Genomic DNA, 22,362 nt, shown 5'->3' on the forward strand with positions numbered 1-22,362 from the left:
CGGACGGACCTCTTCCATCTCCTCAGGAGTCACACCTGAAAGAAGATCACAACCCTACTCCTGCTTGATTATCCGGGGTACCTAACAAAGCCCTACTAGTGCCCCTCGCGGCAGGCTTTGCCCCGTCGCGTCGCAAACACTGCCGGTCACGGCAGTAGCCACGGCAAGAGATCCTTACGACGGTCGCAGTTCGACGACCGGAGCCAGGGGCGGGGCGGTGGGCCGAGCGGCTCTCCACCCCGCTTCCTCCATCGCTCCGGTCGCTGCGGCCATGCCACCGTCGCCGCCGCAAACGTCTTGCGCCGGTGATGTGTCGAGGCCTCCCACGGCAGCGTGTTGGTGCTCCGGGCCGACGCAGTCGCGCTGCCCGGACGGCGCCGGCGGACAACCGGGGGAAGGACACGGCCGGGCCGCCGCGAAGACCTGTGTACGAAGGCCGCGTGGCCCGGTGTCCGCACCGGTCGGAGCGGTACGGCCCGGGAACGGGCCACTGTGGCGGTCCATCTGCGCCAACAGGCGTGATCGCCGCCGCGCAAATGAAGGCGACCTGCCGCTCCTGACCCACCGCTACTGACCCGCTGGGCCCGGACGGCCCGCTCGTGGATGCCCCCGGGGCAGAGACGTCCGTCACTGCCCCGGGGGAGCCCACCCGCGTCAGCGGACGCCGACGGCGGCCAGAGCCCGCCGCTGGGCGGGCTTCGGGTGCGCCGGGAAGTACAGGTAACAGACGCCGCCTGTACCGGAAACCACCTTGCCGCTCGCGTTGCGGCGCTTGGTGCGGAGCCAGATCGTCTCCCACTCCTGACGCTTGTAGACCCGGCGCACGGCTTCGTTGCTCGGCGAGGCCGGGTCGTTCGCGATCACGTCGCCGTCCGCGGTGAACCCGATCACGGTCATCAGGTGGCCGGAGGTCCCGTACCCCGCACCGGTCAGCTCATCCTTGAGGAAGGACTGCGACGTTATGACCGGGATGCCTGCCCGGATCAGCGTCTCCAGGTCCGTCAGCGAGCCGAGCCGGGTCACCACCGCGCTCATGTCGTCGTACGTCGCGGCGTACGCGGCATTGAACGGCCAGTTGCCGCAGCCCTCGTACTGGTAGTCGTACGTGAACCGGGCGGCGTGGCAGACCTGTGGGTCGGCCAGGCCCGGCTTGACCCAGGCGAGGTCCTCGGCGGTGGGCCCGCGCCCCCAGTACTCGATGATCATCTGCGAGGAGGTGGGGCTGCACCAGGCCTCGCCGCCGTTGTCGTACTCCGGGTACTCGCCCACGTGCACATTCTGCGAGTAGCGCGGCACCAGCAGCTCCCGGGCGAGGCCGGGGGTGCTGGCGGGCACGGTGAAGCGGTCGGGGATGTCGGACGCCATCGCGCCGAGCCGCCGGACGGTGGGCGTGAGGCGGCTGCCCGGGGGGCGGTGAAGGGTGAGCCGCAGCCGGTAGGAGACCAGCCGCAGCCCGCTCGCCGCGTCGTCCACCGAGAAGGTGTCGGTCCAGACGGAGCTCTTGCCGTCGGTCTGGTCGTCGACGGACGTCCGGCGGATGTCGCCGTCGCCCGAGGCCCAGCGGCCCATCACGTACCAGGGTGTCGAGGTGGCGTCCGAGTAGCGGCCCTGCAGCTCGATCTGGATCCAGGTGCCTGCCGGGGTATCCGCGTTCCAGGAGGCGATCACCTCGGTCGCCGGGACGGCGGACCGGTGGACCGGCGAGGTCCAGGTCGCGTACTCCCAGTCGGCGGTCTGTCCGGTGTGCGGATCGGTGTAGTCGATGAGCCCCACGGCGTGGCCGATCACCAGACCGGGCCGACGCCCCGCGACGGCGCGCGTCCCGGCGCCAGAACCGCTGCGCCAGTCGGTGTACGTGTGCCAGGAATGGTTGTCCACGGAAGAAGCGGTTGCCGAGGGGGCGAGGGGCGGGGCGGCGGAGGGAACGGCGGCGGTTGCGGAGCCGGCGGACGACACCGTGCCGGTGGCGGCCGCTGCCGCGAGCGCGGCGGTCAGCACGGTTCTGCGCGAGGTCGGTCTGTTCATGGGCGAGACCCCCGGTCGTAAGCGGAATGGGGCTGCAGGTGCACGACAGTGGGCCAACTATTGCGGGTAGTGGCCGGATTCGGCCAGCGATTCGACCTGCGTCAATAAACCAATATTGGTCTGGTCCACTGGCGTGACCTGCGACGGCTCCGGATCGGCTCGTAGGCTGGGGCGCATGAACGACCTCTCGCTCCTCGCCACGCGGCTGCGCACCCTGGCGCCGTCCTGCGGACCGGTGCGGCTGATCGCCGTCGACGGCCATGCGGGATCGGGGAAGAGCACCTTCGCGTCCCGCCTCGCTGCCGTGCTCGACGACGCCCCCGTACTGCATCTGGACGACCTGGCCAGCCATGAGTCCTTCTTCGCCTGGGTGGACCGGCTGCGGGAGCAGGTGATCGGGCCTCTGTCGCGCGGTGAGTGCGCGCGCTACGCGCCGTACGACTGGACCGCGCGGACGTTCGCGGCACCGCGCAGCCTGGAGCCCGCGCCCGTCGTCCTGATCGAGGGGGTCGGGGCGGGCCGCCGGGCGCTGCGGCCCCATCTGGCGCGGCTGTTGTGGATGGATCTCGCTGCCGCGGAGTCCTGGGAGCGGGGCCGCCGTCGGGACGGGCCGGCCCTTTCGGCCTTCTGGGACGGGTGGACTGCGGCCGAGGTGGAACATTTCTCGGCCGATCCTTCGCGCTCTCACGCGGACGCTCTGGTACGGCAGTTGCCTGTGGGGTACGAGTGGCTGGAGGGACCTGGCACGGCAGCAGGAGTGAACCATTCCGTCACAGAACGTAATCATATTGCGTCGCCGTTTTGAGTGGTAAGAAATCGGCCTGGAAGTACCTCAACTCTGCTTGACCCGAGGGCGGTACAGGTCTTACGTTCTCAATGTGCGGCTTTTCGGAGCCCTCTCAGACACGAAGCCCCCGGTTGTTCCCCCGTGATCGGGGGCTTCGTTCTGCCCTCGCACCCTCTCCCCCATGCCGGTTCGGCGGATTCTGCTTACCCTCGGTCACAGTCTCCCTTCCGCCTGCGGCGCTCTTAGTCGCACACTCCCTGCGCAGGTACGATGCCTCTCGGTGCGGTCAATTCCCGTCCGTGGCACGGTGATTCAGCGCGCCCCGGCGGGCAGGTCGTGCGGCGGGACATCCTGGGAGCATGGTTTGTGGGGGACCAGATGGACATCGGCACGCAGGGCGCACAGGCCCCGGCCGACCTCGCCTGGCTACGCGGCGTGGACGCCTACACCATGGGCGCCTACCCCCAGGCCGAAGAGGAGTTCAGGGCTGCGGTACGGATCGATCCCGGCATGGCGGACGGCTGGCTCGGCCTCCATGCGCTGAGGGTCGACACCACGACGGCGCTGCTGCGCATGTACCGCCACCGCGAACGCTTCGGCGAACAGCGCACCCGTCATCGGCGCATGCTCAACTCCTGGTACTGGCTGGGCTGGTGGGTACAACCGGTGCTGGAGAGCCCCCGCGATCTGCTCCTCGCGCACGCCTCGCACTGGCTGGACGGGCGCCATGTCCCCGAGCTGGACCGTGCGCTGGCCGGCCTGCCGCCGGTGGAAGCGGACCCGCAGGTGCGCTTCCTGCACGCCTGCCGCTCCTATCTGGTCAAGGACTGGGAGCAGCTCCTGCGCAACACCGAGCAGCTGACCGACGATCCGATGCTCGGTATCGAGGCGGGACTGTTCGGCGGGATGGCGCGGGTGCGGCTGGAGATGTACGGGCAGGCCGAGCCGCTGCTCTCCGCCGCGCTGATGCGCTGCCGCAGCGAACAGCCGCAGCGCAAGGAGCTGCGCTACTGGCTGGCCCGCGCGCACGAGGGCACCGGCCGCAGCGCGGCCGCCCTGCCGCTCTACCGGGCGGTGCACCGGATCGACCCGGCGTTCATGGACACCTCGGCGCGGCTCGCCGCGATCGCGGACTACGACGGTCTCGAAGGCTCCGACGAGGCCGCCGGTCTCACCGCCGTGTCGCTGGCCGGGTCCGGCACGGACGCCGCGGCGGAGACGCAGCCGGAAGGGGATTCGCTGCTCGGCACCGATCTGGTGGACGGCCGGGAGCTGCGGCCGGGCAGCGAGCCCCCGGGACTCGTGGGCATCGGGGTGCCGCCGCCGTCCGACGGGGCGCGGCGGAAGACCGCGGTGCCGGGCCAGCCGACAGCCCCCTTCCCGGCCGGGCCCAGCGATCCGGTGCTGCTCGCCGAGGCGCTGGCGGAGCTGGAGCGGATGGTCGGCCTGGAGCCCGTCAAACGCCAGGTCAAGGCGTTGTCCGCGCAGCTGAACATGGCCCGGCTGCGGGCCGGCCAGGGGCTTCCCGTGCAGCCGCCGAAGCGCCATTTCGTCTTCTCGGGCCCCTCCGGCACCGGCAAGACCACGGTGGCCCGCATCCTCGGCCGGGTCTTCTACGCGCTCGGTCTGCTCGGCGGCGACCATCTCGTCGAGGCCCAACGGGCGGATCTGGTGGGCGAGTTCCTCGGCCAGACCGCCGTCAAGGCCAATGAGCTGATCGACTCGGCGCTCGGCGGGGTGCTCTTCGTCGACGAGGCGTACAGCCTCTCCAACACCGGCTACAGCAAGGGTGACGCGTACGGCGACGAGGCCCTCCAGGTCCTCCTCAAGCGCGCGGAGGACAACCGGGACCATCTCGTCGTCATTCTCGCGGGCTACCCGGAAGGCATGGACCGGCTGCTGGCCACCAATCCGGGGCTCTCCTCGCGCTTCACCACCCGGGTGGACTTCCCGAGCTACCGGCCCCTGGAGCTCACCTCCATCGGTGAGGTGCTGGCCACGGAGAACGGCGATGCGTGGGACGAGGAGTCCCTGGAGGAGCTGCGCTCCATCAGCGGCCATGTCGTCGACCAGGGCTGGATCGACGAACTGGGCAACGGGCGGTTCCTGCGCACCTTGTACGAGAAGAGCTGCGCCTACCGCGATCTGCGGCTCTCCGGCTACGCCGCCGTGCCGAGCCGGGACGATCTGGCCACGCTGCGGCTGCCGGATCTGATGCAGGCGTACGGCGAGGTGCTGTCCGGCCGGGGGCCGGTGAGCCGGGGGCCGCAGGAGCCGCCGGCATTGTGAGGGGGCCCGGTTTCGTCCGGGTCACCGGGTCGCGCCGGACGGGCTGAGAATCAGCCCGTCCGGCGGTCGGGACCCTAACGGACCAATGCGGTGAGTTCTCCGGTGCCGGTCGTCGTATCCGGTGCCCGACGCGGCACCGAGACCCGGTGAGCCGGGTCGCGTACCTCACCGACCAGCATCTCCAGGACGTCTTCCATGGCGACCAGACCGAGGACCCGGCCCGATGCGTCGGCGACCTGCGCCAGATGCGTCGCCGCGCGGCGCATCACGGTCAGGGCGTCGTCCAGGGGCAGGTCGGCCCGTACGGTCGCCATCGGGCGCCACACGTGCTGGGGGACGGCCCGCTCGCCGTCCTCCAGGTCCAGGACGTCCTTGACGTGCAGATAGCCCATGAACGGGCCGCCGCCCTCCGCGCACACGGGAAAGCGCGAGTAGCCGGTCCGTACGGTCAGCTCCTCGATCCGGTGCGGGGTGACGGAGGGATCGACCGTCACCAGGGAGGCCCGGCTCAGCAGCACATCGGTGACGGGCCTGATGCCCAGCTCCAGTGCGTCCTCCAGCCGCTCCTGTGCCTCCGGCTCCAGCAGTCCGGCCTGGCCGGAGTCCTCGACGAGCCGGTTGAGCTGCTCGCTGGTGAAGACGGCCTCCACCTCGTCCTTCGGTTCGACACCGAAGAGCCGGAGCACCAGCCGGGCGCAGGCACCCAGTGCGGAGGTGACCGGACGGCAGATGCGGGCGAAGCCGACGAGGCCGGGACTGAGCCACAGCGCGGTCTTCTCCGGCGCCGCCATCGCGAGGTTCTTCGGGACCATTTCGCCGATGACGAGATGGAGGAAGACCACGAAGACGAGCGCCAACACATAGCCGAGCGGATGGATGAGGCCTTCGGGCAGGTGGACCGCCTGGAAGACCGGCTCCAGCAGATGGGCGACGGTCGGTTCGGCGACGGCGCCGAGGGTCAGCGAGCAGACGGTGATGCCGAACTGGGCGGCGGCCATCATCTGCGGCAGGTTCTCCAGGCCGTACAGCACCTGGCGGGCCCGGCCCGACCCGGCAGCCGCGAGGGGTTCGACCTGGCTGCGCCGTACGGAGACGAGGGCGAACTCGGCTCCGACGAAGAAGCCGTTCGCCAGCACGAGGAGCGCGGCGAAAAGCAGCTGGACGAGACTCATCGCGCGGCCTCCAGGACGCCGCGGGCCACCGATGCCCCGATGACGGGGTCGGTCACCTCGGCCGTGCGTACGAAGCGGACCTTCTCGGCGCGGTAGTGGCCGACCTGGCGGACGGAGATCCGCCAGCCGGGCAGTTCGGCCCGGTCACCGGGGGCGGGGATGCGTCCCAGTAGATCGGCGACGAGTCCGGCCACGGTCTCGTACGGTCCGTCGGGTACGTCGAGCCCTATCCGGCGCAGGGTCAGGACCCGGCAGCTGCCTTCGGCGTCCCAGGCCGGGCGGCCGTCCTCGGGAGCCGCGGGGGCCAGTTCGGGCCGGTCGGCGCCTTCGGCGTCGTGCTCGTCCCTGACCTCGCCGACGAGTTCCTCGATGATGTCCTCAAGGGTGACGACTCCGGCGGTGCCGCCGTACTCGTCGACCACCACGGCGATCGGCTGCTCGTTGCGCAGCCGCTGGAGCAGCTGTTCGACGGGCAGGGTCTCCGGCACCAGCAGCGGCGGTACGGCGATCCGGCCCGCCGGTGTGCGCAGCCGGTCCTGGGCGGGCACGGCGAGCGCGTCCTTGAGGTGGATCATGCCGATGACCTCGTCGATGCGCTCCCGGTAGACGGGGAAGCGGGAGAGGCCGGTGGCGCGGGTGAGATTGAGGACGTCCTGTGCCGTCGCCGAGGACTGCAGGGCGCTGACCTTCACCCGTGGGGTCATGACGTGCTGTGCGGTGAGTCCGGCGAGCGACAGGGTCCGTACGAAGAGATCCGCGGTGTCCTGTTCGAGGGTTCCGGCCTCGGCCGAGTGCCGGGCCAGGGAGACCAGTTCCCCGGGGGTGCGGGCGGAGGCCAGCTCGTCGGTGGGTTCGACACCCAGCAGGCGCACCAGCCGGTTGGCGACGGTGTTCAGCATGCTGATCACCGGTCGGAGGGCGGCGGAGAAACGGTGCTGGGGGCCGGCGACGAACCGGGCGACCTGGAGCGGCCGGGAGACCGCCCAGTTCTTGGGCACGAGCTCGCCGATCACCATCTGGACGGCCGAGGCCGCCATCATCCCGATCACCACGCTGATGCCGGGTACGGCGCCGTCGGGCAGACCGGTCGCGGTGAGGGGGCCGTCCAGCAGCTGGGCGAGTGCCGGTTCGGCGAGCATGCCGACGACCAGTGAGGTGATGGTGATGCCGAGCTGGGTGCCGGACAGCTGGAAGGAGAGTTCACTCAGGGCTGCGACGACGGTGCGGGCCCGCCGGTCGCCCTCGGCGGCGGCGCGCTCGGCGTCCGGCCGCTCCACCGTGACGAGCCCGAACTCGGCCGCCACGAAGAATCCGTTGGCGAGGATGAGAAGGAATGCTGCGCTCAGAAGCAGCAAGGGGGTGGTCATGCCGCCGCCTCCGGGGAAGGGGCGGCGCAGGTACTACCGGACGATCCGTCCATTGCTGGAAGGAGTCACTCCTTGGGTCGCAGGAAAGCCCCGCAGGCCTCATGGACCCTCTGGTGCGGGGCGGGGGCGCACAGGGGCGCCGCCGTCCTCCAGAGTAATCAAGAAGAGGCCGTACGGGGCAGGGGGCTCAGCCGTTGTCCGTGCCGGTGCCGTGGTTCTCGGCGAGGGCGCGGAGCGCACGGGCGTCGCGGATGGCCTGCTCCTTGCCGACTCCCGGCTGGATACCGAGGGCGGGCATGCTGGTCCCGTCGCTCAGGTCGAGAAAGACCCAGGGGTCGCCGACGCGCAGGTTGACACGGAGAATCTCCGCCCAGGACAGCCGGCGCGTTCGGGTGAGATTGACCACCGTGACCCCGTCCTCGTTCGCGACGACCTTCGGGCGGCTGAGCAGCGCCAGCACGCCGAAGAACAGTAGCGCGGTGAAGATGAAGCTGGACCGCTCCGCCGCGCTCAGCTGCTCCAGTGTCAGGGCGATGGCAGTGATGACGACGAGCATCGCCGCCCCCACGGTCAGCAGGACCGCCCGGGTTCGGGTCGGCCGGAACGTGACCGGGAGTGCGGGGAGTTCGGACCGGGGGGCGGGGGCGGACATGGTGTTCTTCTGTCTTCCGAGTGGTCGCCCGGCCGTCAGAGGCGGCAGGCGTGGATGGCGGTGGTGAGGATGGCGCGGGCGCCGAGGTCGTACAGATCGTCCATGATCCGCTGGGCCTCCCGGGCGGCGACCATGGAACGGACGGCGACCCAGCCCTCGTGGTGCAGCGGGGAGATGGTCGGCGACTCGAGGCCCGGAGTGAGGGCGACCGCGCGCTCCAGGTGCTCGACGCGGCAGTCGTAGTCCATCATCACGTAGCTGCGGGCGACCAGGACGCCCTGGAGGCGGCGGAGGAACTGCTGCACCTTGGGGTCGTCGTCCGGTGCGCCGGTGCGGCGGATGACGACGGCTTCCGACTTCATGATCGGCTCGCCGATGACTTCGAGTCCGGCGTTGCGCAGGCTGGTGCCGGTCTCCACGACATCGGCGATGATCTGGGCGACGCCGAGTTCGATGGCGGTCTCGACCGCGCCGTCGAGGTGGACGACGGAGGCGTTGACGCCGACGTCGGCGAGGTGCTTGGCGACGATGCCCTCGTAGGAGGTGGCGATCGTCTTGCCGTCGAAGTCCTGCGGGCCCTGGGCCGTGCCGGGCTTGGTGGCGTAGCGGAAGGTGGAGCGGGCGAAGCCGAGCTGGAGGATCTCCTCGGAGTCGGCGCCGGAGTCCTGCAGCAGGTCGCGGCCGGTGATGCCGATGTCGAGGCGGCCGGAGCTGACATAGATCGCGATGTCGCGCGGCCGCAGGTAGAAGAACTCGACCTCGTTCTCGGGGTCTACGAGTACGAGCTCCTTGGACTCCTTGCGCTGCTGGTAGCCGGCCTCATGGAGCATCGCCATCGCAGGCCCGGAGAGTGAACCCTTGTTGGGGACGGCGATGCGCAGCATGAGGGCAGGTTTCCTTTGCGAGGAGGGAGTCTTGTGCGGAGGTGCGGGGTGCTACGTGGTGCTCAGGTCGTGCTCAGAGGTGTGCGTAAACGTCGTCGAGGGAGATCCCGCGTGCGACCATCATCACCTGGACGTGGTACAGCAGCTGTGAGATCTCCTCGGCGGCGGCGTCCTTGCTCTCGTGTTCGGCGGCCATCCAGACTTCGGCGGCCTCCTCGACGACCTTCTTGCCGATGGCATGGACGCCCTTGTCCACCAGCTCGGCGGTACGGGAGGTGGAGGGGTCGCCGTTGGCGGCCTTGAGTTGCAGCTCGGCGAAGAGCTCTTCGAAGGTTTTGTTCGCCATGATGGTCCTTAGGGTACGGGGTCCACGCCCCCCACTCAGCGCCAGGGCTCGCTGACCGTACGCAGCGTGGCGGCGGTGGCAACGGCCGCGGTGACCGCTTCGTGCCCCTTGTCCTCGTTGGAGCCTTCCAGCCCGGCCCGGTCGAGGGCCTGCTCCTCGGTGTCGCAGGTGAGTACGCCGAAGCCGACCGGGACTCCGGTGTCGACGGCGACCTGGGTCAGGCCGTTGGTGACGCCGTGGGACACGTACTCGAAGTGCGGGGTGCCGCCGCGGATGATCACGCCGAGGGCGACGACCGCGTCGTAACCGCGGCCGGCGAGAACCTTGGCAACCACCGGGAGCTCGAAGCTGCCGGGCACCCGGAGCAGGGTCGGCTCGTCGATGCCCAGCTCGTGCAGGGCGCGCAGCGCGCCGCCGACGAGTCCGTCCATGACCTTCTCGTGCCACTGGGCGGCGACGACCGCCACACGCAGGTCACCGCAGTTGCGTACGGACAGTTCGGGTGCGCCCTTGCCGCTCATGTCTCTCCTACCGCTCGTTGGGTGATCGTTACTGGTTGCCGCAGGTCGCCGCCGTGGCGGCGTCGAGCCAGGGCAGGTCGTGCCCCATGCGGTCGCGCTTGGTGCGCAGGTAGCGCAGATTGTGTTCGCCGGCCTGGACGGGCATCGGCTCGCGGCCGGTGACGGCCAGGCCGTGTCGCAGGACCGCGGCCGTCTTGTCGGGGTTGTTGGTCATCAGCCGCAGGCTGTGGACGCCGAGGTCCTTGAGGATCTGGGCGCCCGCCGCGTAGTCCCGGGCGTCGGCGGGCAGGCCGAGCTCCAGGTTGGCGTCGAGGGTGTCGATGCCGCGCTCCTGGAGTTCGTAGGCTCGCAGCTTGGACAGCAGGCCGATGCCACGGCCCTCGTGGCCGCGCAGATAGATGACGACGCCGCGGCCCTCCTCGGTGATCCGTCGCATGGAGGCGTGCAGCTGGGGCCCGCAGTCGCAGCGCTGCGACTGGAAGATGTCGCCGGTCAGGCACTCGGAGTGGATCCGCACCAGGACGTCGTCGCCGTCCCCGATGTCGCCGTGGACGAGCGCGACATGCTCGACGCCGTCGGTCGTGGAGCGGTACCCGTACGCGGTGAACGCGCCGAAGCTCGTCGGCAGCCGTACCTCGGCCTCGCGGCGGACGGTCGGCTCCGAGGTGCGGCGGTAGGCGATCAGGTCCTCGATGGAGATGATCGTGAGGCCGTGCTTTCGGGCGAACGGGACCAGCTGGGGCAGCCGCAGCATCACGCCGTCCTCGCCGGCGATCTCGACGATCGCTCCGGCGGGCCGTAGTCCGGCGAGCCGGGCGAGGTCGACGGCGGCCTCGGTGTGGCCGTTGCGGACCAGCACACCGCCGGAGCGGGCGCGGAGCGGGAAGATGTGGCCGGGCCGTACGAAGTCGCCGGGGCCCATCTCGCCGCCCGCCAGCATCCGGAGCGTGGTGGCACGGTCTGCGGCGGAGATGCCGGTGGTCACGCCGTGCGCCGCCGATCCGTCGACGGAGACGGTGAACGCCGTGCGCATCGACTCGGTGTTGTGGTCGACCATCTGCGGCAGTTCGAGCCGTTCCAGCTCGTCGTTCTCCATGGGTGCGCAGATCAGGCCGCGGCACTCGCTCATCATGAACGCGACGATCTCGGGAGTGGCCTTCTCGGCCGCGATGACGAGGTCGCCCTCGTTCTCCCGGTCCTCGTCGTCGACGACCACGACGGGCCGTCCGGCCGCGATGTCACGGATCGCCTGCTCGACGGGGTCGAGGGCGAGGTCCTCGAGGACGCTTTCGTGTTCCCGGTGCAACCAGGTGGGCTGGGCAGTCATGCCGTGGCTCCTTCCAGAGCGGGTGTCCGTGAACGCAGCCACCAGTCGCGCATGCCCCACAGGACGAGTGCGCCGTACACGACGTAGATGAAACCGGAGAAGGCGAGACCGCTGTGGAAGTTCAGCGGTACGCCGACCAGGTCGACGAGGAGCCAGGCGAACCAGAACTCGACCATGCCGCGGGCCTGGGCGAACATCGCGACGAGCGTGCCGGCGAATATGTACGCGTCCGCCCACGGGCTCCACGAGAGCGAAGGAAACGCGGTGAAGAGGCCACCGACCGCGAGGGTGCCGAGTGCGGCGCCGCCCAGCAGGCAGCCACGCTCGCGCCAGGTGGCGAACCGTACGGCGAGGGAGCCGTCCTGGGCCTGCCGTTTGCCCCGGGTCCACTGCTGCCAGCCCCAGACGGCCACGGCGATGACCACGAGTTGCTTGCCGACGCTGCCCGCCTGTTGCACGGAGACATTGGCGCCGACCAGGACGACGCCGGACAGGAGCTGGGCCGGCCAGGTCCAGATCGAGCGGAGCCAGCCCAGGGTCAGCGCGATCAGACCGACGGTGTTGCCGATCATGTCGGACCAGATGATGTGCTGTCCGAAGACGGTGAACGCCTCCGAGTTCAGCCAGTTCAGCGCGGTCACTTCGCCGGCTCCTCGGGTTCCTGCGCGGTGGTGCCGAGCAGCCGCTCGACATACTTCGCGATGACGTCCACCTCGAGGTTGACCGGGTCTCCGGGCTCCTTGATGCCGAGCGTGGTCAGGGCGAGGGTGGTGGGGATGAGGCTGATGGTGAAGTAGTCGGGTCCGGCGTCCACGACGGTCAGGCTCACGCCGTCGACGGTGATCGACCCCTTCTCCACGACGTAGCGGGTCAGGTCCGCGGGGAGGGAGATCTTCACGATCTCCCAGTTCTCGGAGATCTTGCGCTCGACGATGCGGCCTGTGCCGTCGACATGGCCCTGGACGATGTGGCCGCCGAGCCTGCCGCCGACCGCCATGGGGCGCTCCAGGTTGACCCGGGAACCGACCTCCAGGGCGCCGAGGCTGGACCGGTTCAGGGTCTCGGCCATCACATCGGCGGTGAACTCGTGCTCGCCGAAGTCGACGACGGTGAGGCAGACGCCGTTGACGGCGATGGAGTCGCCGTGCTTGGCGCCTTCGGTGACGACGGGACCGCGCAGGCGGAAGCGTGAGGCGTCGCCGAGCTTCTCGACGGCGGTGACTTCACCCAGTTCTTCGACAATTCCGGTGAACACTCAGTTTCCCTTCCGGGCAGGGCCGAGGACGGCGGTGATGCGCAGGTCGGGGCCGATACGGACGGTCTCGGTCACATCGAGGCGCAACGCATCGGCGAGGGTGGAGATTCCGGCGTCGGCGAGGGCCGCGGGGCCGGCGCCGAGGAGCACGGGGGCGAGATAGCCGACGACCTTGTCGACCTTTCCCGCCGCGACGAAGGCCCCGGCCAGGGTCGGGCCGCCTTCGAGGAGTACGGAGCGGATGCCCCGCCCGTACAGGGCGGTGAGCAGGGCGGGGATGTCCAGGCCAGGGCCGGTGGCGGCGCGCGGCAGCCGCAGGACGGCCCCTTCGGGGAGATGGCGGGCGTCGGCGTCGTCGGCGACGGCGATCAGGGTGGGCGCGGTGTCGTCGAGGACGCGGGCGCCGGGGCGTACCGCGGTGGCACCGGTGTCGACGACCACCCGCAGGGGCTGTACGGCGCCTTCGATATCCCGTACACCGAGCTGTGGGTCGTCGGTACGGGCGGTGCCGGAGCCGACGACGACGGCGTCGGCCTCGGCGCGCAGCCGGTGGACGTCGGCTCGGGACTCGGGAGAGGTGATCCAGCGGCTGGTGGCGTCGGCGGCCGCGATCCGGCCGTCGAGGGTCGCCGCGTACTTCCACAGGACGTACGGGCGGCCCAGGCGCACCGAGGTCAGCCAGGCCGCGTTGCCCGCCTCGGCCTCGTCCGCGAGGAGCCCCTGCTCGGCCTTGACCCCGGCCGCGCGCAGGGTGTCCGCACCGCCGGTGGCCTGCGGGTTCGGGTCGCCGACGGCGTAGACGACACGGGCGACACCGGCCTCGATGAGCGCCTGGGCGCAGGGGCCGGTGTGGCCGGTGTGGTTACAGGGTTCGAGGGTGACGTAGGCGGTGGCGCCCCTGGCCCTGTCGCCTGCGGCGCGCAGGGCATGGATCTCGGCGTGCGGCCCACCGGCGCGCTGGTGGAATCCTTCACCGACCTGCAGGCCTGCGGCGTCGAGAATGACGCAGCCGACGACCGGGTTGGGGCTGGTGGAGCCGAGACCGCGCGCAGCGAGCGTGATCGCTCGGCGCATGGCGGTGATGTCGGCTGCGGTGTCCACCGGGTCCTCCTGCCTCTTCGGGCACGGACTCCGGGGCCTGTCGACGACGACAGATGAAGCGGGAACGCAACAGGGGGACGCCGAAATGCCGAATACACGGATGGTTCGGTTGCCCGAAGACCATCCGCCGACGGCGGCGTACCCGTGAAACGGCCCGCCGCGCACTGCCTCCCATCCGGACTTTAACCGTCGGTCCAGGAATCTCACCTGGTCAACCGGCCGCTGGATGCGGACGGGTCGCGGACTATAACCGCCGGTTCGGAATTGCACCGACCCCGGAGTGCGCTGCTACTGGTACACGGTCAGTGTGCCACGCCTGCTCATGAGCCATACGGGTGAGCACCTGTGGAGTGGCTCACAAGGGGCCCCGAACGGGGTCCACACCGGGACAGTCGGGCACTAAAGGTCCAGACCTATTGACGCAATGGTCTAGTCCTCTTAATCTCTGCGTCACCTCCGAGGAGCGATCCCGCGGTGTGCGCACACCGCGGGACATCAACACGACCCACCCCCCTTGTCAGTTGTGTTCTGCCGAACCTCCCCAGGAGGAACCGAACGTGCTGTCCCCCACCCGTGCGAGAGCCACCCTGCTCACAGTCGGCGTCGCCGTCGCCGGACTGCTCATGGGCTCGCTCGCCGCCACCCCGTCGGCCGCCGCCGACCAGGGGTCCTGTCGGCCCGACGGGCTCTACGAGACCCCCGGTGCCGCCGTCCCCTACTGCTCCGTCTACGACGCCGACGGCCGCGAGAAGATGGGCGCCGACCACCAGCGGCGGGTCATCGGATACTTCACCAACTGGCGGACCGGGAAAGACGGCAGGCCCGCCTATCTCGCCTCCGACATCCCCTGGGACAAAGTCACCCATTTGAATTACGCGTTCGCCCACGTCGACGGCAACAACAAGATCTCCGTGGGCGCCGACGGCCCGGACAACGCCTCGACCGGCATGACCTGGCCGGGTGTCGCGGGCGCGGAGATGGACCCGGACCTCCCCTACAAGGGCCATTTCAACCTGCTCAACAAGTTCAAGAAGAAGTACCCGGACGTGAAGACCATGGTGTCGGTGGGCGGCTGGGCCGAGACCGGCGGCTACTTCGACGACGGCGGCAAGTGGGTGGACTCCGGCGGCTTCTACTCGATGGCGAACAACGCCGACGGCTCGGTCAACCAGACCGGCATCGACACCTTCGCCGACTCGGCGACGGCAAGGAAGCGCCCGCCGGCTCCAACCCCATGTGGCATGCGAAGAACCTGGAGAAGGGCGTCGTCGGCGACTACGTCACCGACTACGGATTCGCCGCCGGTACCGAGCTGACCGGCACCTACGTCCGTAAGTACGACCCGACGCTGGTCGCGCCCTGGCTGTGGAACGCGGACAAGAAGGTCTTCCTCTCCAACGAGGACGAGCAGTCGGTGGCCGCGAAGGCGGACTACGTGGTCGACAAGGGCATCGGCGGCACGATGATCTGGGAGCTCGCGGGCGACTACGGCTGGAACGCCGCCAAGGGACAGTACGAGCCGGGCTCCACGCTCACCTCCACGATGTACGACAAGTTCAAGTCGGCCACCCCGTACGGCGCGAAGCGGTCCACCATCGACCTGCCCACCCAAGCGCTCGACATCGATGTCTCCTTCGGCCAGTTCCCGCTCGGTGACTCCAACTACCCGATCAGCGGAGACCACCTGAGCCCCGGGCGGGCCGTGGGGAAGGCGACGTTCGAGGATTCTCTCGCCGAGCGGTTCAGCCGACCGGAGTGAACAAGTCGTCCTGAGCCGCCTCCCGGGCTGACAGCAGTGCGCCGCGGAGCACCGCGGCGCCGCCCAGCCGTCCGGCCCTGACCTCGGTGCGCAGCGGGGACATACCGGCCAGCCGCTCCTCGACCCGTGCCGCGAGCGCGTCACCGCCCGCGTGGCCCACCTCGCCCGCGAGCAGCACACAGCCGGGGTCGAGGACCGAGGCGACGGCGGCGGCGCCGAGCGCGAGACGTTCGGCGAGGGCGCCCAGGAATGCCTCGCTCTCCCCCGCCCCCGCCAGCGCGGCCCGTACAGCGAATGCGGCGCCCGGCTCCTTGTCCCCTTCGGCCGATTCCGGGGGCACGGCGATGCCGTGGACGGCGGCCAGTTCACAGACCGGGGCGGAGCCCACCAGCGAGTGGAACCCGCCGTCGCAGTTGACCGCCGACGGGGTGCCGATCGTGCCGGGCACCGGCAGGAAGCCGATCTCGCCCGCACCGCCCGAGGCTCCGCGGCGGAGCTTCCCGTCCAGCATGACGGCGGCACCCACACCGTGGCCGAGCCAGAAGAGGACGAAGGTGTCGCGTTCGCGGGCCGCGCCGAGGCGGTGCTCGGCGACAGCGGCGAGATTGGTCTCGTTCTCGACCAGCACGGTCGCGGGCAGCCGCTGCTGGAGCACGCGTACCAGTCGCCGGTGCCAGGCGGGCAGTCCGGTGGTGTCGCGCAGTTCGCCGGTGACCGGGTCGATCAGACCGGGCGCGCCGATGCCGACGCTGTGCAGCGGGGCGGCGCCCGCCTCGCGCGCGGTGCGTTCCAGCAGTGCGGCGGCCTGTTCGGCGGCGGCCTCGGTGTCGGTGTCGCTGCCGATGGGCAGGGTGGCCTCTGCGAGCGTGGCGCCCAGGAGATCGGCGACGACGACGGCGACGCTGTCGGTGCGCACGTCGAGCGCGGCGAGGTGGGCGCGGTCGGCGGCGATCCCGTACAGCCGGGCGTTGGGGCCGCGGCGCGCAGCACCGCTCTCGCCGACGACCCGGATCAGCCCCGCCCCCTGCAGCCGCTCCACCAGATCGGCAACGGTGGGACGGGAGAGTCCGGTCAGAGTCTTGAGCTGTGCGGCCGTCAGCGGACCGTCCTGCTGGAGCAGTCGAAGGGCGAGCCGGTCGTTCATGGCCCGGGCGGTGCTCGGTGATGCGGGCATGCCGGGATCCTTCCAGATCACTGCCGCACGGAGACAAGGCCTTGATGGCCTATTTATCAGGCAGGGTTCCTGATAGTTTACGGCCCGCACCGTGGCAACGGGCGCCGGGGTCGCCGGTGCCAGAGGATTCCCAGGGGAGGGCACGGCGGTATGACGACGGATTGCACACAGACGGTCTTCGGCATGGAGCAGGTGAGGCGGGCCAGGTTCGCCGTCGCCGCGGTCTTCGCCGTGCACGGCGCGGTGACCGGCAGCTTCGCCACCCGGGTGCCCTGGATCCAGGACCACGCGGGCGTCAGCGCCGGGCAGCTCGGTCTCGCCCTGGCTTTCCCGGCGATCGGCGCCTCGCTCGCGATGCCGCTGGCCGGTGCGATCAGCCATCGCTTCGGCGCCAGGACCGCGCTGCGCGGACTGCTCGCCCTATGGACACTGGCGCTGATCCTGCCCGCACTGGCGCCCAACCTGCTGACGCTGTGCGCCGCGCTCTTCGTGTACGGAGCAACAGCCGGCATGTCGGACGTGGCGATGAACGCCCTCGGTGTCGAGGTGGAGAACCGCCTCGACAAGTCGATCATGTCCGGGCTGCACGGGATGTGGAGCGTGGGCGCCCTGGTCGGTTCGGCGGCGGGCACGGTGGCCGCGCATCTGGGCTCCGACGCCCGGCTGCATCACTCCCTCGCCGCTCTCGTCCTCACCGCGCTCGGCCTGATCGCCTGCCAGGGCGTACTGGATCTGCGCAGCGAGCCGGACGAGGAGCCGCCGCCGCGCTTCACGCTGCCGCCGAAGTCGGCGCTGATCATCGGCGCGGTGGGCTTCTGCGCGGTGTTCGCGGAAGGTGCCAGCCTGGACTGGTCGGCGGTCTATCTCCGGGACATCATGGACACCTCCGCCGGGCTCGCCGCGGCGTCCACGACGGTGTTCGCGCTCACAATGGCGGTCGCCCGGATCGTCGGCGACAAGGTCGTCGACCGCTTCGGAGCGGTCAGGACCGTGCGGGTCGGCGGCGTCCTCGCGACGGTCGGCGGACTGCTCGTGGTCGCGTCACCGAACGCGGTACTGGCGATGTGCGGCTTCGGGCTCCTCGGCCTCGGTGTCGCCGTGGTCGTCCCCCTCGCCTTCGCTGCGGCCGGCCGCAGCGGCCCGAACCCGAGTCAGGCGATCGCGGGCGTCGCCACCATCACGTACACCTCCGGGCTCATCGCCCCGTCCGCGATCGGCTCACTGGCCGAGGCGACGTCGCTGGTGGTGTCGTTCGGCCTGGTGACGGTGCTGGCATTCGGCCTGGTGGTGGGGGCCGGAGTGCTGCGGGCGGGCGACCGCAGGGCCGTGTCGTCCTCGGACGCCACCGCTGCGAGCGCGGCAGCGGCCGAGCCGCGCCCCTGAGCCGGCGGCTGCGCGGGGCGCGGCGGACGGTTCGGCCGGCGATCGAGTCGAGCTGTCCCCGATGCCGCAGACTCACCAAATGAAATGACTTGTAACATGGCGCTGATCATTTCTGCGGTTTGCGCCATGCCGGGCAAGGCACTGGGCTCCGCACCATACACACAGGGAGCGACCATGGGCCTCGGCGTGCGCTGGACCTTGCACGGCGACGGGAAGACGCCCGCACCGGGAGCCGTGGTACGGCCGGATGAACGGCTCTCCTGGCCCCGTACGTTCGGGCTCGGCGCCCAGCATGTGGTCGCGATGTTCGGTGCGTCGTTCGTGGCTCCGGTCCTGATGGGCCTGGACCCGAACCTGGCGATCATGATGTCGGGTGTCGCGACGGCCATCTTCCTGCTGGCCACGCGCGGCCAGGTGCCCAGCTATCTCGGCTGTTCGCTCTCCTTCGTCGGGGTCGCCGCGACGATCCGGGCGAGCGGCGGCAGCAGCGCCGTGGTCACCGGTGCGGTCTTCGCCGTCGGTGTGGTGCTCTTCCTCGCCGGTCTCGCGGTGCAGCGGTTCGGCGCGCGGATCATCCATGCGGCGATGCCGCCGGTGGTCACCGGCGCCGTCGTCATGCTGATCGGCTTCAACCTGGCTCCGGTGACCGCGTCGACGTACTGGCCGCAGGACCAGTGGACGGCGCTGCTGGTGATGCTGTTCACCGGACTGGCCGTGGTGTGCCTGCGCGGATTCTTCTCGCGTATCGCGATCTTCCTGGGCCTGGTCTTCGGGTACGCCCTGTCCTGGGCCCTCGACCTCGTCTTCGGCAAGATCCACTCCCCGGTGGGCGGCGCCGAGGCCGTCGACCACTGGCGGCTGGATCTGTCGGGTGTCTCCAAGGCCGACTGGATCGGACTCCCGTCCTTCCACGCCCCGAGCTTCGAGTGGTCGGCCATCCTGGTCGCCCTGCCGGTGGTCATCGCGCTGATCGCCGAGAACGCCGGGCACGTGAAAGCAGTCGGCGAGATGACCGGCGCCTCGCTGGACGACAAGCTGGGCACCGCGATCGCCGCCGACGGCGCCGCGTCGATGCTGTCGACCGCGGTGGGCGGCCCGCCGAACACCACGTACTCGGAGAACATCGGCGTCATGGCCGCGACCCGCGTCTACTCCACCGCCGCGTACTGGGCCGCCGCCTGCTTCGCTCTGCTCTTCGGCCTCTGCCCCAAGTTCGGCGCAGTCGTCGCCGCCATCCCCGGCGGTGTGCTCGGCGGCATCACCGTCATCCTGTACGGAATGATCGGCCTCCTCGGCGCCCAGATCTGGCTGCACGCCAAGGTCGATCTGCGCAACCCTCTGAACCTGGTGCCGGCCGCGGCGGGCATCATCATCGGCGTCGGCGGGGTCAGCCTCAAGATCACCGACACCTTCGAGCTGAGCGGCATCGCACTGGGCACCATCGTGGTGATCACCGGCTACCACGTACTGCGGGCCTTCGCCCCGGCACACCTCAAGACCCAGGAGCCGCTGCTGGACTCGGGGACGTCGGCGTACGGCGAGGCCGAGCAGCCCCCCGGGCAATAGGAACGCGCGGGTCACCGCAGTCACCCTGTCCGGCCGCTTCCCCCACCTGGGTCCGGACGATGTGATGTCGGTCGAGATCTCGGGTCCGGGCCGGCAGCGCAGCGTCTGCCGGCCCGATTGGCCTCCGGCCGGTCTCAGTCCTCCGGGAGTTCGACCGGGGCGATCTCGTCGAAGACGTCGCCGGGGCCGGGGTTCGTCGCATCGGTCGCGCCGCCGAACTGGGTCATCACGCCCCACACAGCATTGAGCGCGGTCTGTACGGCGCCCTCGGCCCATCCGGCCGTCCAGGAGATGTCGTCGCCCGCGAGGAACAGACCCCGCCGGTCGGCGGGCAGCCGGTCCTGCATGAAGTGGGTGAACAACCGCCGCTGGTAGCGGTAGTGGCCCGGCAGGTTGGCCTTGAACGCCCCCATGAAATAGGGCTCGTTCTCCCACGAGACCGTCACCGGGTTGCCGATGATGTGCTTCCTGATGTCGACGCCCGGATAGACCTCGCCGAGCGACTTGAGCATGACGTCCATGCGCTCGTTCGGGGAGAGCGGCAGCCACTTCAGGCTGTCGTCGCACCAGGTGTACGAGAGGCAGATGACGGCGGGCCGGTCGGGGCCGTCGTCCAGGAGGTACGTTCCCCGGGTCATCCGGTCGGTGAGCGTCATCGACATGGTGTCCCGCCCGGTGGTCTCGTCCTTGTCCAGCCAGAACGGCCGGTCGACGGGGACGAAGAGCTTGGACGACTCCATGTAGTGGGTGCGCTCCATCGCCGTCCAGTGGTCGATCGGGAAGAGCGCGTCGTCGCAGTCGATCTTCGAGAGCAGCAGCCAGGACTGCCCGGTGAAGACGGCGGCCGGGTAGGTGCGGATGTCACCGTCGGCGTCGGTGACGGTGATCCGGTTTCCGGCGGTGCGGTGCAGCCGGGTCACGGCGGGGCGCGGTTCGCCGTCGTGCAGCGAGGACAGCGAAGTGCCGAGCGGCCAGTGCACGATCTTCTGCGGTTCGCGTTCCCAGAGCCGCAGCGGGAGCTGCTGGCTGCCGCCGACGATGGAGCGGTGGTGGTCGTCCGCCTCGGTGTAGACGACGCGCAGGATCTCCAGGATGGAGTTGGGAAAGTCGGTGTCCCAGCCGCCTGTACCGAAGCCGACCTGGCCGAAGATCTCGCGGTGCCGGAACGACTTGAAGGCGTCGGAGTCGCAGAGGAAGCCGTAGAAGGTCTGGTTGTCGAGCTTCTGGACGAGCTTCGCCCAGATCTCCCGGATGCGCGGCGCATCGCGTTCGCGCATCGCGCGGTTCATGTCGGAGAAGTCCGCGCCCTCCTCAAGACATCGGTTCCAGGCGTCCATCACATCGCGGTAGACCTGCGGCAGGTCGGCGATGGTCCGTGCGTAGTGCGACTCGCCCTTGAGGTCGACGACGGTCGACGGGGTGGCCGGGGAGAGCGGGTTGGGGAACGGCTTCGTCTCCAGACCGACCAGATCGATGTAGTGCTGGAGCGCGGTGGAGGACGGCGGGAAGCGCATCGCGCCCATCTCCGCGGTGAGTTGCCCTTCTTCACCTGCGGCGGAGCAGCCGTCGAATCCGACGGTACGCAGCCGGCCGCCGATCTTGTCCGCCTCGTAGACGACGGGCTTGAGCCCCATCTTCATCAGCTCGTACGCGGCGACGATGCCGGAGAGCCCGCCACCGATGACGGCGACCTCGGTTCCGTGCTCGGTCGCCGGTATCTGCCCGATCCCCGCGGGGTGCGCCAGGAAGTCGTCGTACGCGTAGGGGAAGTCCGGCCCGAACATGGTGATCGGCTCGGCCGCGTCGGTGTGCTGGACGGCGTTGGGCACCGTGGACGTCATGGGGTACGGACTCCTTGCACGAAAAGAAAGAGGGTGGAACGGAAGTGGCGGACTCAGACGAGGGAGCCGTACAGACCGGGGCGGCGGTCGTGCAGATACGGGTTGGCGGCGCGCGACGCGCTCAGGAAATCGGGGTCGACCTCACCGATGACCAGTTCCTCACCACGTCCGGCGCGGGTGCGGACGGTACCGTCCGGGCCGGCCAGACAGCTCAGCCCGACGAACTCGAACTCGCCCTCCGGACCAACCCTGTTGACGTACGCCACGTACATCTGGCTCTCGAACGCGCGGACCGGTACGACGGACTCGGCGACGAACTGGAAGGGGTGCATCTGCGCGGTGGGCACCAGCAGCAGATCGGTGCCCGCGAGGGCGTGCGATCGGACGTTCTCCGGGAACTCGACGTCGTAACAGATCAGGATCCCGATGCGTACGCCGTCCAGTTCGGCCTGGACGACGGGCCGCTCGCCCGGGGTGAACCACTCCTGCTCGAAGCAGCCGAAGAGATGGGTCTTGCGGTAGTTCGCGAGCGCCGCCCCGTCCGGCCCGATGAGCTGCGCGGCGTTGAAGATCCGCTCGCCCGCGCGCTCCGGGTAGCCATAGAGGACCGCGAGCCCGTGCCGTGCGGCGATCTCGCCGACGGCCCCGGCGGACGGCCCGTCAGCCGGCTCGGCCAGCCGGGGCACGTCGGCCCCGATCGCGTACCCGGTCAGGAACAGCTCGGGACAGACCAGCAGCCGGACCCCGGCGTCCGCCGCCCGCCCCGCGGCCTCGTCGAGCACCTTGATGTTCTCGTCCACATGCCCGGGTCGTCCGGAGCTCTGGAGCAGGGCGGTACGCAATGGCGGCATGGCTGACCTCGGGCGGTGCGGGCGGGACGGGGACGTATTGACGGTACGGTCCGCCACTCGAA

18 protein-coding genes, 1 pseudogene and 1 riboswitch are annotated in these 22,362 nt (G+C 70.1%); of the genes and pseudogenes, 5 read left to right on the forward strand and 14 right to left on the reverse strand.

The window, feature by feature from the left end:
- Positions 1–654: 654 nt before the first annotated feature.
- On the reverse strand, positions 655–2,025 hold the full coding sequence (locus ABTZ94_RS19535; RefSeq protein WP_351202306.1) for a C39 family peptidase: 1,371 nt from the start codon (positions 2,023–2,025) through the stop codon (positions 655–657).
- Positions 2,026–2,200: 175 nt separating this feature from the next.
- Here ABTZ94_RS19535 and ABTZ94_RS19540 point away from each other — a divergent pair, with 175 nt between their 5' ends.
- Both ABTZ94_RS19540 and ABTZ94_RS19545 read left to right on the forward strand, forming a co-directional pair.
- Positions 2,201–2,830: a uridine kinase family protein gene (locus ABTZ94_RS19540; RefSeq protein WP_351202307.1), complete on the forward strand. Its 630-nt coding sequence runs from the start codon at positions 2,201–2,203 to the stop codon at positions 2,828–2,830.
- A 360-nt stretch (positions 2,831–3,190) separates the two neighbouring features.
- Complete coding sequence (locus ABTZ94_RS19545; protein ID WP_351202308.1) at positions 3,191–5,101, forward strand: AAA family ATPase; 1,911 nt, start codon at positions 3,191–3,193, stop codon at positions 5,099–5,101.
- A gap of 74 nt (positions 5,102–5,175) precedes the next feature.
- On the opposite strand, the gene ABTZ94_RS19550 is transcribed toward ABTZ94_RS19545, so the two are convergent.
- The 10 genes from ABTZ94_RS19550 to ribD form a co-directional block, all read right to left on the reverse strand.
- Positions 5,176–6,273, reverse strand: coding sequence for a hemolysin family protein (locus tag ABTZ94_RS19550; RefSeq protein WP_351202309.1), 1,098 nt, complete (start codon positions 6,271–6,273; stop codon positions 5,176–5,178).
- A complete protein-coding gene (locus ABTZ94_RS19555; RefSeq protein WP_351202310.1) occupies positions 6,270–7,640 on the reverse strand; it encodes a hemolysin family protein in 1,371 nt (456 codons plus the stop codon). The genes ABTZ94_RS19550 and ABTZ94_RS19555 overlap by 4 nt, the downstream gene beginning before the upstream one ends.
- Positions 7,641–7,827: 187 nt before the next feature.
- The gene (locus ABTZ94_RS19560; protein ID WP_351202311.1) at positions 7,828–8,292 is read right to left on the reverse strand and encodes a PH domain-containing protein; all 465 of its coding nucleotides are present in this window, start codon (positions 8,290–8,292) and stop codon (positions 7,828–7,830) included.
- Positions 8,293–8,327: 35 nt separating this feature from the next.
- Positions 8,328–9,176: an ATP phosphoribosyltransferase gene (gene hisG / locus ABTZ94_RS19565; RefSeq protein ID WP_351202312.1), complete on the reverse strand. Its 849-nt coding sequence runs from the start codon at positions 9,174–9,176 to the stop codon at positions 8,328–8,330.
- A gap of 73 nt (positions 9,177–9,249) precedes the next feature.
- Entirely contained in the window at positions 9,250–9,522 is a 273-nt protein-coding gene (locus ABTZ94_RS19570) for a phosphoribosyl-ATP diphosphatase (RefSeq protein WP_018524273.1), read from the reverse strand.
- Between the two features lie 35 nt (positions 9,523–9,557).
- Entirely contained in the window at positions 9,558–10,043 is a 486-nt protein-coding gene (gene ribH / locus ABTZ94_RS19575) for a 6,7-dimethyl-8-ribityllumazine synthase (protein WP_351202313.1), read from the reverse strand.
- 28 nt (positions 10,044–10,071) lie between these two features.
- Positions 10,072–11,370: a bifunctional 3,4-dihydroxy-2-butanone-4-phosphate synthase/GTP cyclohydrolase II gene (locus ABTZ94_RS19580; RefSeq protein ID WP_351202314.1), complete on the reverse strand. Its 1,299-nt coding sequence runs from the start codon at positions 11,368–11,370 to the stop codon at positions 10,072–10,074.
- A complete protein-coding gene (locus ABTZ94_RS19585; protein WP_351202315.1) occupies positions 11,367–12,011 on the reverse strand; it encodes a nicotinamide mononucleotide transporter family protein in 645 nt (214 codons plus the stop codon). The genes ABTZ94_RS19580 and ABTZ94_RS19585 overlap by 4 nt, the downstream gene beginning before the upstream one ends.
- On the reverse strand, positions 12,008–12,625 hold the full coding sequence (locus ABTZ94_RS19590; protein WP_351202316.1) for a riboflavin synthase: 618 nt from the start codon (positions 12,623–12,625) through the stop codon (positions 12,008–12,010). Before ABTZ94_RS19590 ends, ABTZ94_RS19585 begins: the two co-directional genes overlap by 4 nt.
- Positions 12,626–13,726: a bifunctional diaminohydroxyphosphoribosylaminopyrimidine deaminase/5-amino-6-(5-phosphoribosylamino)uracil reductase RibD gene (ribD, locus tag ABTZ94_RS19595; RefSeq protein WP_351202317.1), complete on the reverse strand. Its 1,101-nt coding sequence runs from the start codon at positions 13,724–13,726 to the stop codon at positions 12,626–12,628.
- 157 nt (positions 13,727–13,883) lie between these two features.
- Positions 13,884–14,014: riboswitch (FMN riboswitch) on the reverse strand.
- Between the two features lie 269 nt (positions 14,015–14,283).
- On the opposite strand from ribD, the pseudogene ABTZ94_RS19600 reads away from it, so the two are divergent.
- Positions 14,284–15,398: pseudogene (locus ABTZ94_RS19600) on the forward strand (glycoside hydrolase family 18 protein); the annotation flags it as partial.
- A 70-nt stretch (positions 15,399–15,468) separates the two neighbouring features.
- Here the strand turns inward: ABTZ94_RS19600 and ABTZ94_RS19605 are convergent.
- Positions 15,469–16,659 carry an ROK family transcriptional regulator gene (locus ABTZ94_RS19605; protein WP_351202318.1) on the reverse strand — a complete coding sequence of 397 codons (1,191 nt, stop codon included), beginning with the start codon at positions 16,657–16,659 and terminating at the stop codon, positions 15,469–15,471.
- 150 nt (positions 16,660–16,809) lie between these two features.
- On the opposite strand from ABTZ94_RS19605, the gene ABTZ94_RS19610 reads away from it, so the two are divergent.
- Positions 16,810–18,042: an MFS transporter gene (locus ABTZ94_RS19610; RefSeq protein WP_351202319.1), complete on the forward strand. Its 1,233-nt coding sequence runs from the start codon at positions 16,810–16,812 to the stop codon at positions 18,040–18,042.
- A 174-nt stretch (positions 18,043–18,216) separates the two neighbouring features.
- Complete coding sequence (locus ABTZ94_RS19615; protein ID WP_351202320.1) at positions 18,217–19,608, forward strand: uracil-xanthine permease family protein; 1,392 nt, start codon at positions 18,217–18,219, stop codon at positions 19,606–19,608.
- Between the two features lie 134 nt (positions 19,609–19,742).
- On the opposite strand, the gene ABTZ94_RS19620 is transcribed toward ABTZ94_RS19615, so the two are convergent.
- Together ABTZ94_RS19620 and ABTZ94_RS19625 are read right to left on the reverse strand one after the other, a co-directional pair.
- A complete protein-coding gene (locus ABTZ94_RS19620) occupies positions 19,743–21,449 on the reverse strand; it encodes a flavin monoamine oxidase family protein (protein ID WP_351202321.1) in 1,707 nt (568 codons plus the stop codon).
- 53 nt (positions 21,450–21,502) lie between these two features.
- The gene (locus ABTZ94_RS19625; RefSeq protein ID WP_351202322.1) at positions 21,503–22,300 is read right to left on the reverse strand and encodes a carbon-nitrogen hydrolase family protein; all 798 of its coding nucleotides are present in this window, start codon (positions 22,298–22,300) and stop codon (positions 21,503–21,505) included.
- Positions 22,301–22,362 lie beyond the last annotated feature (62 nt).

This window comes from Streptomyces sp. NPDC002785, assembly GCF_040295565.1.
Classification (GTDB): Bacteria; Actinomycetota; Actinomycetes; order Streptomycetales; family Streptomycetaceae; genus Streptomyces.